This is a genomic window from Prevotella sp. E15-22 (assembly GCF_023204875.1).
Lineage (GTDB): Bacteria > Bacteroidota > Bacteroidia > Bacteroidales > Bacteroidaceae > Prevotella.
This window is the reverse complement of the sequence record NZ_CP096247.1, coordinates 777,357-793,472: the sequence shown is the minus strand read 5'-3', so window position 1 is coordinate 793,472 and position 16,116 is coordinate 777,357. Positions and strand designations below refer to the sequence as shown.

Below are 16,116 nucleotides of genomic sequence, written 5' to 3'. Positions count from 1 at the left end.
TTTTTCCTTTTATAGCGAAGAAACAAAAAAAATATGTACCTTTGCTGCAGAAATAACCAAAAATTAAAGGTAAGAAGAAATGAAAGATTTTTTCAAGTATATGCTTGCCACCGTCTGTGGCATCGTGGCAATGAGCATAGTTGCTGGCATCATTTTCATGATCTCGTTTGCCAGTATGATTGCCAGTGGAAACGCTGCGCCTGAGGTCAAGGACAACTCTGTATTGGTACTCAAGATGAGTGGCGCCGTCAGCGAGCAGGTTGCCGAAGGAACGCCCTTCGACGCATTACTTGGTACTGCCGACATGGAGAATCTTGGACTGGACGACATCCTTAAAGCCATTGAGGCGGCTAAGAACAACGACCATATCAAAGGCATCTATATTGAGGGTGGCACCACCACATTCGATGCTCCTGCCACAGCACAGCAGATACGTCATGCCCTGCAGGATTTCAAGAAAAGTGGAAAATGGATTATTGCCTATGCCGACCAGTATATGCAGGCCAGTTACTATGTGGCTAGCGTAGCCGACAGCCTCTTCATCAACCAGACTGGCATGATTGATTTCAAGGGTATGGGAGGCAAGAGCTATTACCTGACAGGCCTTTACGAGAAGATTGGCGTGAGATATCAATGCACTCGTGTGGGCAAATACAAGAGTGCCGTAGAAAGTGTTACTCGCAAAGACATGAGCGACAACGACCGCGAGCAGCGTTTAGCCATGTACCAAGGCATCTGGGACTATTGGCTGAAGGAGATGGCTCAGAGCCGCAAGGTGACTGTCGACCAGCTGAATCAGTTGGCCAACGACAGCATCATGATCTTTGCCAGCATTGACGATTACAAAGCAGCCAAGCTTATTGATGGTGCCATGTATCCCGAGGCCATCAAGACAGTCATCAAGAACAAGCTGGGTATTAATAGTGATGAGAACATTAACCAGATGTCTGTCTCAGAGATGCTTGCTTTGGACGAAAATAAAGACGAAGTCGATGACAAGATTGCCGTTTACTATGCATACGGCGAGATTGTTGACCAGCCATTGTCTGGTCTATCGTCCGACCATGCCATTGTAGGCAGCGAGATGGTAGCCGGCCTTAAGAAATTGGCCGACGATGATGATGTCAAAGCCGTTGTCTTGCGTGTTAACTCACCTGGTGGCAGTGCCATTGCAAGCGAACAGATTTGGCATGCCATCAAACTTCTCAAAGAGAAGAAGCCCGTGGTCGTATCCATGGGTGGCTATGCTGCTTCTGGTGGCTACATGATCAGCGCTCCAGCCAATTACATTTTTGCCGAGCCAACCACCGTAACAGGTTCTATTGGTATCTTTGGTCTTACTCCTAATGTCAGCGAACTGGTATCAGAAAAGCTTGGCGTTACCTGGGACGGCGTACAGACCAACAACCACACCGACTATGAAACAAATCTCATTTTTGGCAAGAACAACGAAGAAGAGCTTCGCTTCATGCAAGCCTATGTGGACCGTGGCTACGACACTTTCCTGAGCATTGTTGCCGAAGGCCGTAAAATGAAAAAAGAGCAGGTACACGAGATTGCACAAGGTCGTGTATGGTTGGCTACTGATGCACTGCCCATCAAGCTCATCGATAAGATTGGTTCTCTTAACGATGCTGTGAAGAAAGCAGCCGAACTGGCAAAGATTAACGAATACAGCACCAGCAATTATCCAGCCAAGGCCAGTTGGTTCGACAATCTTTTAAAGTCGACCACAGACTCCAAGGGTACCTATCTTGACGAACAGTTGCGCGAGACTTTAGGTGAACTCTACGAGCCATTCATTGAGATGCGTAAGGACCGTCAGCGCAACCGTCTGCAGGCAAGACTCCCGTTCTCTACAACAATTCGATAAAGTACGTGATCATTGATTGCGAATAACGTAACGACAAGCAAAAAACATTGGAAGGCGACTTCATAAAAATCAATAAATGGCTTTTGCCACTGAGCTGGTTATACGGACTGGTCGTTGGCATCAGGAATGCACTCTTCGAGATGGGCATTCTGAAAAGTCACGCCTTCGATGTTCCTGTCATCTCGGTTGGAAACATCACCGTGGGAGGCACGGGTAAAACACCACACGTGGAATACCTTATTCGCCTGCTGCAGGACCGTTGGCAAGTAGCCGTGCTCAGTCGTGGTTACAAGCGTAAGACAAGTGGTTTCCTGGTGGCAGACGACTCTACCAACGCCTGCGACATAGGCGACGAGCCCTTCCAGATGAAGAAGAAATTTCCGAAGGTCACTGTCGCTGTGGACAGAAAACGTGTTCACGGCATCGAGGAACTCACATCGAGCAACAACAATCTTGATGTGATTCTCCTTGACGATGCCTTCCAACATCGCTATGTGAAGCCGGGCATTAATATTCTGTTAGTAGATTATCACCGATTGATTATCTATGATAAGTTGCTGCCGGCTGGTCGCATGCGTGAGCCACTGACAGGCAAGAACAGAGCCGACATTGTCATTGTCACCAAGTGCCCTCAGGACTTAAGACCCATGGAGTTTCGTGTGATTACCAAAGCCTTAGACCTTTATCCGTATCAGCATCTGTTCTTCACCACATTGGAGTACGGCACACTGTCACCCGTCTTTAAAGACATGAAGCCCGTAAAGGACTCTATGGAGCTTAAAGACCTCAAATCACTCCATTGTCTGCTGCTGTCGGGCATTGCCTCACCACGCCAACTCATAGAAGACCTCAAGCCTCATGTGGCGCAGCTCGAGCCTTTGAGTTTTGCCGACCACCACAACTTCAGCGCCAAAGACATTGCGCTCATCAATGACACCTTTGCAGCCCTACCCTCACCCAAGTGCATCGTCACCACTGAGAAGGACGCTGCACGCATCGTAACGCTCAAAGGACTTAGTGACGACATCAAAAAAAATATCTATTCACTTCCTGTTCACATCAGCTTTATGCTCAATCAGGAAGAAAAGTTTAACGAAAATATAATAGGCTATGTACGCAAAAATTCAAGAAACAGCATCCTGGTTAAAAGAAAGAATGACCACCAGTCCCAAGACTGCCATCATTCTGGGGACAGGCCTCGGACAATTAGCTTCAGAAATAACTGACGCACTAGAAATACCTTACAGTGAGATACCCAACTTCCCCGTGTCTACGGTAGAAGGCCACAGTGGCAAACTTATCTTTGGAAAGCTTGGCGGTGTGGATATCATGGCCATGAAAGGCCGCTTCCACTTCTATGAGGGCTACTCTATGAAGGAAGTTACCTTCCCTGTTCGCGTCATGTATGAATTGGGTATCAAGACCCTTTTTGTCTCTAATGCTGCAGGTGGCATGAACCCAGGTTTCAAGATTGGCGACCTGATGGTGATTACCGACCACATCAACTTCTTCCCTGAGCACCCGCTGCGTGGTAAGAACTTCCCAACAGGTCCACGCTTCCCTGACATGCACGAGACCTATGATCAGTCGCTCATCAAACTGGCCAGTCAGATTGCCCGTGAAAAGAAGATCCGTCTGCAATACGGTGTCTATATGGGCGTTCAGGGTCCCACCTTCGAGACACCTGCCGAATATAAGATGTATCGCATCCTCGGTGGCGACACCGTGGGAATGAGCACCGTGCCCGAGGTTATCGTGGCCCATCACTGTGGCATTCGCACCTTCGGCATCTCGGTTGTCACCGACCTCGGAGGCTTCGACATCCCCGTTGAGGTATCACACGAAGAGGTACAGGAGGCTGCTGATAAGGCCCAGCCCATCATGACCGAGATTATGCGTGAGATGATTGTACGCTCTGAGCAGCTGGAACACAGCAAGACAGAGAAGTTTAACACCGATCATCCAACAGAGGAATGGAAGAAATAATATCCTCCCCCTCACCTCTAACCCTTCACCTCTAATATATATGGAAATATCGAAATTAGGAGAGTTCGGTTTGATTGACCGACTTACAAAAGACTTAGAGAATAAAAACGAATCAACAAAGTACGGCGTGGGCGATGACTGCGCCGTACTTCACTACCCTGATAGCGAGGTTCTTGTGACCACCGACCTACTGATGGAGGGCGTTCACTTCGACCTCACCTATATCGACCTCAAGCACCTGGGCTATAAGTCAGCAATGGTGAACATCAGCGACATCTTTGCCATGAACGGCACACCTCGCCAAATCACCGTTTCGCTGGCCCTGAGCAAGCGCTTCACCGTAGAGGATATGGAGGAGTTCTATGCAGGATTGCGTCTGGCATGCGAGAAATGGAACGTTGACATTGTAGGTGGCGACACCACCTCATCCTATACAGGTCTGGCCATCAGCATCACCTGCATTGGCGAGGCTCGCAAGGAGGACATCGTCTATCGCAATGGTGCCAAGAACACCGACCTTATCTGTGTCTCTGGCGACCTCGGCGCAGCCTATATGGGACTCCAGTTGCTGGAGCGCGAGAAAAGCGTGTATTATGGTCAGGTGAACGATGCCAAGAAGAAAGGCGACAAGAAAGCCCTTGAGGAGTTGGCTCACTTCAGTCCCGACTTTGCAGGCAAGGAGTATCTTCTTCAGCGTCAGCTTCAGACCGAGGCTCGTGGCGACATTATCCAGAAGTTACGCGATGCAGGTATCCGTCCCACAGCAATGATGGATGTCAGCGACGGACTTTCATCGGAGTTGATGCACATCTGCAAACAGAGCGGTGTGGGCTGTCGCATCTACGAGAAAGAGTTGCCCATCGACTATCAGACAGCCGTGATGGCCGAGGAGATGAACATGAACGTGACCACCTGCGCCCTGAATGGTGGCGAGGACTACGAACTACTGTTCACCGTGCCTATTGGTGACCTTGATAAGGTAAAGGAACTCGAGGATGTGCGCCTTATCGGCCATATCACCGAAGCAAAATACGGTCTGCAACTTGTCACCCGCGACGACCAAGAGTTTGAACTCAAAGCTCAGGGCTGGAATCCTTTAAAAGAATGATAGCTCGGATATTCAGGACTAAACTGGAACGAATTGTTTTTATCATCTTTTCTCTGGCACTTAGCAATAGCATGCTAAGTGCTCAGACAATAGATGACAAGGTAATTATTACCCATCGCAGCGATACGTATACCTTCTTTGAAAAGGATGGAAAAATGAAAGTGCGCCATGATGTTAAAGAGGAATACAAGCTGAACAGCAATCTAAGCCAGGTGATAAAGCCCTCCATTATATATAGTAATGACGAACTGATTTCACTCAAGTCTGCTTCTTGTTCTGGTAGTAAAGCCCAGCACAAGAGCATTGCCCCCGAAGGCATTTTTTTCGATGGTTCCCAAGTATGTTATTTCTTAACCACACTCACGCCTCGCACACCTGTTCGTACTGCTAGATTCTCACGAGTAATCAATGATGCCCGCTATCTAGCACGAATAGATCTCTGCAAACAATATTTCACTCAAGTGCACACTGTCAGCATGTTTTTCCCGAAAGATATGACGCCCTTGCGACTCATACCCATGAACCTGCCAGAAGACACGCAAGTGGACACCATTGCCACCAGCGATGGCACCACCATCACCTATACGCTGCGTCACTGCAAACCCTTTCAGGAAGAAACCATGGAGCCTCCACATCAGCGCATTGCTCCTCAGATATTAGTCACCGGTCTTTTTCGCGACCATCATGAGTTGTTCCATTGGGAGTCCCAATTCTCAGTATCAGACACGGTGATTCCCTCGCTCAGTACACTGCTTGCAGAGATCAATTGCGACAGCCACAGCGATATAGATCGTTTGCGCAACACCTTTCAATGGGTTCAGCACAACATCCGGTATATTGCCTTCGAGGCAGGCGATGCCAGTTTCCAACCCGATTGCCCCAGCGAGGTGCTACGTAAGCGTTATGGTGACTGCAAAGGTATGGCCATGCTACTTCGCACACTGCTGCGTGCTCAGGGCTTCGATGCCCGTCTAACGGACATTGGCACCACGGAGATTCCATATCGCATCAGTCAGTATCCCACCTTGGCTGCAGCCAATCATAAAATATGTACTGTTTTCCATCAGGGTCACACTTATTTCCTTGATGCCACCCATCCTCATCTCCCTTTGGGATATTTCCCCCAATCTATTCAAGGTAAAGAGGCAATGATAGAGAATGGAGACGACTGCATACTGCACGACGTACCCTTGTTGCCTACATCTCTTTCAAGTGATAGTCTGTACTATGAGTACAACTTGACTTCCGATGGCATACTGACAGGGCTAGCCGAACGTTTTTTTTCTGGCGACATGAAAGAAGCCTTCATGCAATATTACGAAAGTAAGAAACAAGGTGACCGCAACCAAATCATCGTTAATAATCTGTCAGGCAGCAATCAATGCAGGGTGAGCAATGCTCAGCTGATTGAAAACGACTCCCTTTACTATACTGTCATTTCCGGCAACATCGATAACAATAGTGCCGTTCAGTCTATTGGGAACGAGTTCTATTTGGATGTAAATCCCCGCATTAACAAGGCAGGCACCAAGATTGACACCCTCAAACGTGAGCACGACGCATGGTTTCCCGTTCGTCACCGAACGGTATGCGAGGTGCGTGTCCATCTGCCCCAGAATTATATCGTTACTCACTTGCCTCAGGGCATCGAGTTGTCAGTGGAACAGGAGCATCTAACGTGTACCTTCTCACAAGAAGGAAATACCATCATTTTTAGACAAAGTATACAGCTCAACAATCAACATCTGCCCTTGGCTCAGATTTCCGCATGGAACAAGGCCATTGACCGTTGGAATGACACCTGTAACGAACAAATTATTTTCAACCGGAAAAAAGACTAAATCACAAAAATGAAAAATTATCTTGGACTTATATTAGCCTTCATCATCCCCTTCTTTTCTGCTTCGGCCTTTAACGAGAAGGACTACAAAGCCTTTGCTCAGGACATCCGTCAGCAGGTATGGTCGTCCACTTTACCTGAATTTAAGAATCCTAAGCACACCGACCGCTTTACCAATCATTCGGCTGTCATCCTGGCAGCCTACGAGGAATTTTCGTTCGACAAATCAAATGAAAAGATTTCTCTTTTTCAATTCAATGGCAAAGGTGTGGTATGCAACCACCTTACCCGTAAAATGATTCAGATTAATGATGAGACGGCCCTGAAGAAATACTCCGAGTTTGACTTCACAGCCTTTGGCAGCGAACGTATCCCTTTCTACGGGAAGAGTGAGATTCGCCAGGTACTGGGTGTACGCATCATAAAACCAGACGGCTCTACCCACGTGATAAGTACCGATGAATATATCCTCTCAACTGAAGGTCGTAAGAACAAAGATGGGCACCAGCATTTGGCCGTACCAGGATTAGCCGTAGGCGACATTATCGACCTCTTCGTATATTCTTATCACAATCATTTCGATTTATATATCGCCCCCTTGGCCTTTTTCTTTGTCGACCAGTATCCTATGCTATCATACCGAGTACACTGCGAACTAGACAACGAACTAGCCATCCGCTATAGGACAGTTAACGGCGCCCCTGATTTTACTCGTACTATCAACGACGATAATGCTTATGTACTTGATGTTAGAGTCCAAAATGTGGAGCAGACGGAGCCTGCTCTCTGGTACAGACCTTCGCTCCAAACGCCCTACACTGTAATTTACATGAACAACATTTCGTCCTATAACAGACCTAAGTTCACAATGACTCGCGGTCTACACGATAATCCCGGCGCCCACCATCTTTTTGCAGATGCCTGGGACATGTGGTCTTCTTTCATGACAGGCATCACCAAGGAAGACAAGGTTGCCATCAAAGAGGCCAAGGCAAAATTCCAGAGTCAAGAAGAACGTGCCGACTACATCTACGAACACATGGTAGCATATCAGCTAGCCAACCGTTTGGTGAACTTTAATGACGACTATTTCATTGTTCGGTTGAGTCATTGCTTCAAGAATGCTGGCATCGACTACCAATGTGGCATGACAACTGGAGAAGATTATGAGTCAATGGAAAACCTTATAGACTGCTGGTACGTGACCCGTTTTCTCCGTTTGCCTAACGGGAAAAACTACTTTCCTCCCACTTATGCTTGCCGACCAGGCGAAATACCCTGCGAGTTTCAGGGACGCCAGGCCGTTGTATGTTCCAACCCACGTCATAAGTTGACAGAAGGACCTTATGCTCAGATTATCCTACCTACGTCAAATGCCGAAGACAATGCCTATCACTACGATATCAAAGCACAGATTGAAGGCACACAAATGCGCATCAACCGCATATCATCATTCACTGGAGCCATGCGTCAGGATGTGTCGCTCATCATGCCTACACGCGATGAGCTAGTGCGTAGCTACAGCAAAAAACACGAGAAAATGACGAGCAGAAGCAATCTCTACAAGTCAAAACATGCTGATATCGTGAAAGAAGGTGACGCTAATGATATTAAAATGCAGAAGGAGTATTTCCGCGACGAAATTAAAGCCTATCATGAGGACAGTCCTCACGAGGTAGGTGAGTGTCATCTACTAACGGTGGGTACCACTGACGAGGAGCCTGCACTCAGCTTCCAGTCATCCTATACGATGAACAATATGGTGAAACGGGCGGGTAATAACCTCATCCTCTCAGTAGGACAACTCTTAGGCAGTGAACTTAAGATAGAAGGCCGAGATCGCGAACGCACGGTAGATGCCATCCGCATTGCACCGTCATACTACACATGGGACATCGAGATTAACCTTCCAGAGGGTTATCAAGTCACCCCAGAAGCACTTCAGTCTCTTCAGGCATCATACTTCAATACATGCGGTTCGTTCACCGTCAAGGCCACCGTTGAAGATAGCAAACTTCACCTAATAGCCGAGAAGAGAATCCTCCACAAGCGTGAGTCTGCAGAAAAATGGCCTCAGTTGCTTGCACTCTATGACCATTCATATAATTATAACTCACAACAAATCATTTTAAAGCACTAACCTTATGACCGACCTCATTACCATACTTGGCCCCACAGCCAGCGGCAAGACACCGCTGGCTGCAGCCTTGGCCCAGCGCATCGGTGGCGAGATTCTCTCAGCCGACTCGCGCCAGGTGTATCGTCGCATGGATATTGGCACAGGCAAAGACCTGAGCGACTATGGCGATGTGCCTTACCATCTGATAGACATCTGCGAGCCAGGCACTAAGTACAACCTCTTTCAGTATCAGCAGGACTTCTTTGATGCCTACGAGGACATCCGCAGCCGAGGTGTGCAACCCATCCTTTGTGGCGGTACAGGCCTTTATATCGAGGCTGTACTGAAAGGCTATCACCTATCACCTGTGCCCCAGAACCAGCCTTTGCGCAACAGTCTGGAAGGCCATTCGCTAGAAGAGCTCACAACGATACTTAAAGAACTGAAAGCCAAGAGCGGCTCCGTGATGCACAACACCACCGACGTGGATTCTTGTCAACGCGCCATCCGTGCCATCGAGATAGAGACCTACAATCTGGAGCATCCCATGCCTCTGCGCGAGTTGCCCCCCATCCCTTCCACCATCATCGGCGTAAATATTGACCGCGAGTTGCGCCGCGAGAAAATCACACGACGCCTCAAAGCACGCCTCGACGAGGGCATGGTGGACGAGGTGCGCGCCCTGCTCGATAGTGGTATCCCCGCAGAAGACCTGATTTATTATGGTTTGGAATACAAGTTCCTCACCGAATATGTTATTGGCCAGCTGTCATACGACGAGATGTTCCGCCAACTGGAGATAGCCATCCATCAGTTTGCCAAGCGCCAGATGACCTGGTTCCGCGGCATGGAACGCCGTGGCTTCACCATTCATTGGATTGATGCCACCCTACCCACAGAAAAAAAGGTCGAGCAGATACTCGACCTTGTGAACTCATCTCATTAACTGATTCCCTTAGAAGCATATACCGAAGCTCAGCTGATGCATCTTCGGTCCGCGGTCATTCTTAAACAATGTCATCGGACTGTATTTACAATAAAGCATCGGCAGCCAAGGCGTGTCAACCATAACGACCCCATCCACAGTAAAGGGTTTCATACCACTCTTACTGATGGTTACATCATGCTCTTCTCCATCCTCTTCGTAGGAATACAAGGCCTCGCCCATGGCATTCCAGTTCACGACAGCCCCCACGGTGAGAGCCCAGTCGCGCTTCTTGTCGAAGTAATGCGTGTAAAGCAAGGGTACCTGAACACTAAACACAAACAAGCTGCTGCGCGTGTCCGTCTGGCCAGCAGCATAGGGTGCCAACGTCATGAAGTTATTAGCGTCCTTTGTCCAATGTAGCGACTTATCACTCACACGATAGTGACGCCAGTCCACACCTAAACCAAAACTAAACTCATTCTTCGGTCCATGAGGACGCCAGTCGCGTGTGATGCTCACGCCATATTCGAACGATGGCCAAAGACTAAAGTCATACCCCTTATCCGTGCCCACCATCGTATTAAGACCCACGTTCATGTGAAGCGAGCTACCCATCTTCGATGTTCTTTTACTTCTATTCACCGTGATGTTGAAGTTGTGAATGTTCGTGATAGAGCGACGCACCGCGTTTGTATCAGGAATACTGATACGCTGCACATAGTGAAACTCAGGATCATCCTTATAGCCACTAATCACGATACGCTGCACCGTGTCGCGCGTCTCAATCTTCACCTTATTAGCATTCTCAATCACCAGAGTGTCCTGACCTTCCACAGCCAATACAGGTTTAGCTAAACTTCCCATTAGGACGATAGCCATCATTTTCCATTTCATTTTCATTGTAATTTGGGTTATCCTTATTAATTATTCTCCTTCATCCTGTTTTCTCTCCGACATTTTCTCCACCTGCTGCTGAACTTTCTGTTCCATCTGCTGGAAAGCCTCACTCTCCATCATCTTCGATCCAGCTTTTTTCGTAGCCTTCAACACCTTGTCCAGTTGTTCCCACTGTGCCTGAGCATCCTCCCAGTCAAGTTGGTCCTCCATGCGCTGCCGCACCTCCGCACTCAAAGGTGGCACATTCAGTTTCTGTTTTAAGCGGTCGATATCAGCCTCCGTATAGCCTGATCGCTCGCGGCGTTCCCCCCACGACAGTTTCTTGTCGGCCTTATACTCATCCTTCGTCATATAGACCACACTGTCCACATAAAAGTCATTATGTTCGTGGTAAACAGCCCGATAGGCATTCTCACCATACAGATAAGCATCAACGTCACCATCAAACGAGATTCTCTTCAACTGTCCCTGCGGCACATAGTCAATCTCGTTGTCGTTAATCTGATACACCGCATCGGCATGTACATTCCGAAGAGAGGCCTTCGCGATTAACAGATTAATGCTCTTGATAGTATCAGGCGCCAAGGCATTATAGTTCATGCGAAGTTCATGGTTAGCCGTATCCCTCACGGCAATGCCCGCTAAACCACGCTTGCAGTACACCCGTGTAGTATCTCCACTCATCTCCATACTATAATGCTTGGGCACCTTACGTGCTTTCTCGAGGAAAGTATAAGGTTTCAATTCGTAGAACGACATGATTTCGCCCCTCCTGTCAGGATGCAAAAGGTTACGTGCAGCCAGCAACTCGCCACCATCGTCCTCATCCTTACTATAGCGGATATCAATGCTGAGTATACCCTCGTGCACATTGTAGTCCTTCCACTCGCGGTTCTTCACATAATTGATACCATCATCAACATACCGGTAATAACCATAGAGGCGCACACAGTAGTTCTTCGACTTCTGATAGTCAACGTTGTTCAGCGACACCTGTCGCCAGATATCATCCTCCACACCATTCTGAGCGTGGCCAATTGCACCAGCAATCAGCCACGTCACGAATATCAAAAAAATCCTCATGAATACTTTACTTCAGCGAATAAGTAATGGTGGTAACCACACGCAGTTTTTTAATATAAGGTGTATTCTCGTCGCGGTTATCAATAGAGAACTGACCTTGGTCTGCCGTCTGAATAGCTCCCAACTCAGCCTCACTGGCCTCAGCAAACTGCGCAGCCGTCTTCTGAGCATTCTTAACAGCCTCGGCCATCATCTCGGGCTTCATCTGTTGGAACGAGGCATACTCATACTGCGGATAGTTCTCGCCCAGGGCAACACCCTGCTTCAGCAACTCTGCCTGATCCGATATAGCTTTGTTCACCTGTTCCACCTTACCCGTAGCCACCGTGATAGTGGTGTTCACAATATAGCGGAAGTTCTTCTGATTGTCACCCCATTCGCGCGCCTCCAAGTCGTTCACTGTAGGTGGATTCACAGTAATCTCCGACTCAGGCAGTCCATGCTTCAGCAGAAACTGCTTAATCTTCTGCGTCTGCACGTTGATGTTGTCATACAGCATGGGCAGATCATTGCCAGTCACCTTAGTGCCGATGCTCCACGTCACTTTGTCGGCAGGCACCTCCCTTTCGGCTAGTCCCTTCACCGTCACCTTTCTGTCCTTGGTAGCAAAGTTATCAATACCACCCTTTATCAGCAATCCCATGCAGGCCATTCCCAATGCGATGACCACTGCACACAAAATCTTGTTATCTTTCATAAGCTATAATTGTTTTAAAAAAGACGAGGCAAAGATACAAACATTTTTTGCATCCTAGCAAATAAATAATCATAAAAAAGATTAACATTACAATTCTTTGATTTTTATCACATTTCTTTGTATTTTTTTATAGACCCACTCATAGATTGTCTACTATAATTGACAAGTGAAGTAAGCAAAAAGAGAGGCGGACGTATCAAATTGATGCACCCACCCTATTTTTTATAGAAAAATGAAAGAAAATACAGTTTTTCTCTTTGCATTTTACATGCTTCTTCGTACCTTTGCACACTCAAAAAACAAAGCAACAATTAATTATCAAAAACATTAAGGATTAGTTTTCAGAATGATGAAGAAGATTTTTATCTTGACACTCATTGCTACCATTTTCAGTGTAGCAGCCTTAGCCCAAGACACGTTAATCACGCCGCCAGAGAACCTGTCCACAGACACCTATCGTTTTACAGCGACAGCACTCATCAACGGTGAAGCAGAGACAAGCAATTACGACGAACAGGTAACCATCGGATTCGATGGCGACGACGTCTATATCCTTGGACTGGTCAGAGAGTGTCCAGACGAGTTCTGGTGCAAGGCCACGAAAAACGACGAAGGTAACTACGTGATTCCAGCCTGCCAGCATATTGGAACCAGAACGGTATGGTTTTATGAATTCCCCTACTACATGACAGCCAAGAACGACAAGGAAGGCTTTGAAGACATCATTCTGACACTCGACGAGAACACCATGACGTTCACTACACCACAAACGGTGGTTCTGAACGGTCAGCCTTCAAGTTGGGAGCCATATATCACCTTCACCAACGTGAACATTAGCCTCATCAACGAAAAGGCAGCTACCCCCGTAACACCACAGGTCAGCCTATTCAAGAACGAAGGAGATTATCCCTATGTGTCGTTCAATATCCCCAATAACGGCACCAACGGCGAGAAACTACTATCAAGCAAGCTTTACTACACCATTTGGATTGAGAAAGACGGACAGGAGCAGCCTCTCACATTAAAGAAAGAACAGTATGTAAGATTGACTGAAGACTTAACAGAGATTCCCTACATTTTCACAGACAATCACGATATCTTCGTACACGGTGAGCAGGTGTATCTGGAACAAGGTGCCGACGAGATCAACAGTTGGACGAAGATTGGCATTCAGAGCATCTACTACGGTGCCAACGAATGCAAGAAATCCGCCATCGACTGGAAGCAACTCAAGGAACCGACATCCATCGCCAATCCCACTGCCCCACAGAAAAGTGCCGAGATCTACACATTGGGTGGACAACGCACAGAGACCATGAAGAAGGGACTCTACATCACGAACGGAAAGAAAGTAATTAAATAAGGTATATAAGAAATGACACTAACAGTAATGATTGTTGCGCTCTTCGTCATTGGCTATCTGTGCATAGCCTTGGAGAGCGTGCTGGAGATTAACAAGGCAGCCATTGCCCTGCTCATGTGCGTGGGATGCTGGACCATGCTCATGATGGGTGTCCAGGGATTCTTCCCTGAGGTAGCCGACGGAGTAAGCTTCATCTCAGGTCGCATTCAGCATCATCTGGGCGACGCAGGCGAGACACTTTTCTTCCTGATGGGCGCTATGACCATCGTCGAAATTGTCGACTCAAACGGCGGTTTCAACTTTGTGCGCGACATGATGAAGACACGTTCAAAGCGCAAACTGATGTGGCGTGTGGCCTTTATGACGTTCTTCCTCTCGGCCATTCTCGACAACCTGACCACCAGTATCGTCATGATCATGGTACTGAGAAAACTGGTGCAGAGTCGTGAGGAACGCCTCATCTATGCCGGCCTGATTATCATATCGGCCAACTCAGGTGGTGCATTCTCACCCATTGGCGACGTGACCACCATCATGCTTTGGATCAAGGGAGTGATAACCACTCAAGGCGTACTCACAGAAGTCTTCGTACCCTCGCTGGTGTCAATGATTATCCCTGCTGCCATCCTGAGCCTGTCGCTCAAGGGCAAGTTCGACAAAGAGCAGAACCTAAAGTGCAGTGAGATAACAGCCTTCACCAAGAACCAGCGCAAGATTATCTTTCTTCTGGGTGTCGGCGGCCTCATCTTCGTGCCCATCTTCAAGACCATCACCCACCTGCCACCATTCATGGGCATCCTTCTAGTGTTGGGCGTGCTGTGGACCGTAACAGAGATCTTCCATCGCCAACTGGAGCAGAACGAGGACGACACGATGGCTAAGCGCGTGAGCGACCTGCTGTCAAAGATCGACCTCTCAACCATCATGTTCTTCCTTGGCATCCTGATGGCCGTGGCCGTACTTCAGGAGATTGGCATCCTCACCTCTATGGGCGAGGGACTGAACGAAGCCTTTGCCGGCAACTACTACCTTATCAACGGCATCATCGGTGTTCTGTCGTCAATTGTCGACAACGTACCCCTGGTAGCAGGCTGCATGGGCATGTATCCCGTAAGTGGTATCGAGGGCGACGCCATGGCCGTAGACGGCATCTTCTGGCAACTGCTGGCCTACTGTGCAGGCGTGGGCGGTTCCATGCTCATCATTGGCAGCGCCGCAGGCGTTGTTGTCATGGGTCTCGAGAAGATCACCTTCGGATGGTATCTGAAGAAGATGACCTGGATTGCCTTTGCCGGCTATCTGGCAGGTATCGGCTGCTACTGGGTCGAGAAACTATTCATGTAATATTACTGTCTAAACTCACTCGGTTTTCTTCCCGTCTTGAGTTTAAACTTCGCAGAGAAATAGTCTGGCGATTCGAAATCGAGTCGGTAGGCTATTTCTTTTATGCTCAAATCCGTCGTACTCAACAATTCCTTTGCACGCTGCAGGCGCAACTCCTGTTGATAGGTAGCCGGCGACAGTCCTGTATGCTCTTTGAACAGTTTGCGAAAGTTAGAATAGCTAACCCCCAACTCCTCGGCCACCTGCTGAATGGTCAGCGAGCTCTCTAGCGACTCACGTATACGCAAACGAGCACGGTTCACCATATCCACATGCGTCTGGTTTCTACTCTTCAACTCGATATTACGCTCCAAGGAATACATCATTCCAATCAGGTGATTCACCAGTCCAGCCAACAGTTGCTGAGCGTAGGCAGCCTCTTCCTGGGCAGCCTCATAAGCCTGCTTATACAGACTAACCACCTCGCCGCTATAGCCCACATGATAGATGGGTTTGGCAGGCGTCAGGAAGCCAGCACGCACACGGCTGTCCATGTTCTGCCCTTTGAAACCAATCCAATAACTCTTCCATCCCTGCTTACCCGTAGGATGATAGCTATGCCATTCGCCAGGGAAGAGTAGGAAGAAATCGCCCGCCTTCACCGTTGTCTTTCCCACGGTCGCGCTTTGGAAAACGCCCTCACCATCCGTGATATAAAGCAATTGATACTCCGAAAGGGTGCGTCCTTTCTGTAGGTCGAAATAATAGCCATCAGCATGTCCACGCGTTGGATAATCATCCTTAGGTCCAATCTCTTCGTAGCCGATGGTCGTCACAGAGAGTCCCCACTGGGCGTCACGATGGCTTGCAAGTAAATATTTGCTAGTTTGCATAAATGT

The 16,116-nt window shown here is 48.1% G+C and carries 13 protein-coding genes; 9 read left to right on the top strand and 4 right to left on the bottom strand.

The window, feature by feature from the left end; translation table 11 throughout:
• The first annotated feature begins 79 nt into the window (after window positions 1-79).
• Genes sppA through miaA form a run of 7 tightly spaced genes read left to right on the top strand, consistent with a single transcriptional unit; the run spans window position 80 to window position 9,872 of the window.
• On the top strand, window positions 80-1,873 hold the full coding sequence (gene sppA / locus M1D30_RS02970) for a signal peptide peptidase SppA (RefSeq protein WP_248506124.1): 1,794 nt from the start codon (window positions 80-82) through the stop codon (window positions 1,871-1,873).
• A gap of 47 nt (window positions 1,874-1,920) precedes the next feature.
• On the top strand, window positions 1,921-3,099 hold the full coding sequence (gene lpxK / locus M1D30_RS02965; RefSeq protein WP_248506116.1) for a tetraacyldisaccharide 4'-kinase: 1,179 nt from the start codon (window positions 1,921-1,923) through the stop codon (window positions 3,097-3,099).
• A complete protein-coding gene (locus tag M1D30_RS02960; RefSeq protein WP_248506114.1) occupies window positions 2,984-3,859 on the top strand; it encodes a purine-nucleoside phosphorylase in 876 nt (291 codons plus the stop codon). Before lpxK ends, M1D30_RS02960 begins: the two co-directional genes overlap by 116 nt.
• A gap of 40 nt (window positions 3,860-3,899) precedes the next feature.
• Entirely contained in the window at window positions 3,900-4,967 is a 1,068-nt protein-coding gene (thiL, locus tag M1D30_RS02955; RefSeq protein ID WP_248506112.1) for a thiamine-phosphate kinase, read from the top strand.
• Window positions 4,964-6,808, top strand: coding sequence for a transglutaminase domain-containing protein (locus M1D30_RS02950; protein ID WP_248506110.1), 1,845 nt, complete (start codon window positions 4,964-4,966; stop codon window positions 6,806-6,808). Before thiL ends, M1D30_RS02950 begins: the two co-directional genes overlap by 4 nt.
• A gap of 9 nt (window positions 6,809-6,817) precedes the next feature.
• Window positions 6,818-8,947, top strand: coding sequence for a DUF3857 domain-containing protein (locus M1D30_RS02945; RefSeq protein ID WP_248506108.1), 2,130 nt, complete (start codon window positions 6,818-6,820; stop codon window positions 8,945-8,947).
• Window positions 8,948-8,951: 4 nt separating this feature from the next.
• Window positions 8,952-9,872: a tRNA (adenosine(37)-N6)-dimethylallyltransferase MiaA gene (miaA, locus tag M1D30_RS02940; RefSeq protein ID WP_248506106.1), complete on the top strand. Its 921-nt coding sequence runs from the start codon at window positions 8,952-8,954 to the stop codon at window positions 9,870-9,872.
• Window positions 9,873-9,881: 9 nt separating this feature from the next.
• Here the strand turns inward: miaA and M1D30_RS02935 are convergent, their stop codons facing one another.
• From M1D30_RS02935 to M1D30_RS02925, 3 genes are read right to left on the bottom strand one after another with little or no spacing between them, the layout of a single operon-like run.
• On the bottom strand, window positions 9,882-10,748 hold the full coding sequence (locus tag M1D30_RS02935) for a hypothetical protein (RefSeq protein WP_248506104.1): 867 nt from the start codon (window positions 10,746-10,748) through the stop codon (window positions 9,882-9,884).
• Between the two features lie 30 nt (window positions 10,749-10,778).
• Window positions 10,779-11,834, bottom strand: a complete 1,056-nt coding sequence (locus M1D30_RS02930) for a hypothetical protein (protein ID WP_248506102.1) — start codon at window positions 11,832-11,834, stop codon at window positions 10,779-10,781.
• A gap of 7 nt (window positions 11,835-11,841) precedes the next feature.
• Entirely contained in the window at window positions 11,842-12,531 is a 690-nt protein-coding gene (locus M1D30_RS02925; RefSeq protein ID WP_248506094.1) for an SIMPL domain-containing protein, read from the bottom strand.
• 346 nt (window positions 12,532-12,877) lie between these two features.
• Between M1D30_RS02925 and M1D30_RS02920 the strand changes: the two genes are divergently transcribed.
• Window positions 12,878-13,894 (top strand): hypothetical protein, encoded by a 1,017-nt coding sequence (locus M1D30_RS02920; protein ID WP_248506092.1) that lies wholly within the window; start codon window positions 12,878-12,880, stop codon window positions 13,892-13,894.
• A gap of 12 nt (window positions 13,895-13,906) precedes the next feature.
• Window positions 13,907-15,238, top strand: coding sequence for a sodium:proton antiporter NhaD (gene nhaD, locus M1D30_RS02915; RefSeq protein ID WP_248506090.1), 1,332 nt, complete (start codon window positions 13,907-13,909; stop codon window positions 15,236-15,238).
• A 2-nt stretch (window positions 15,239-15,240) separates the two neighbouring features.
• Here the strand turns inward: nhaD and M1D30_RS02910 are convergent, their stop codons facing one another.
• Window positions 15,241-16,110, bottom strand: a complete 870-nt coding sequence (locus M1D30_RS02910; protein WP_248506088.1) for an AraC family transcriptional regulator — start codon at window positions 16,108-16,110, stop codon at window positions 15,241-15,243.
• Window positions 16,111-16,116 lie beyond the last annotated feature (6 nt).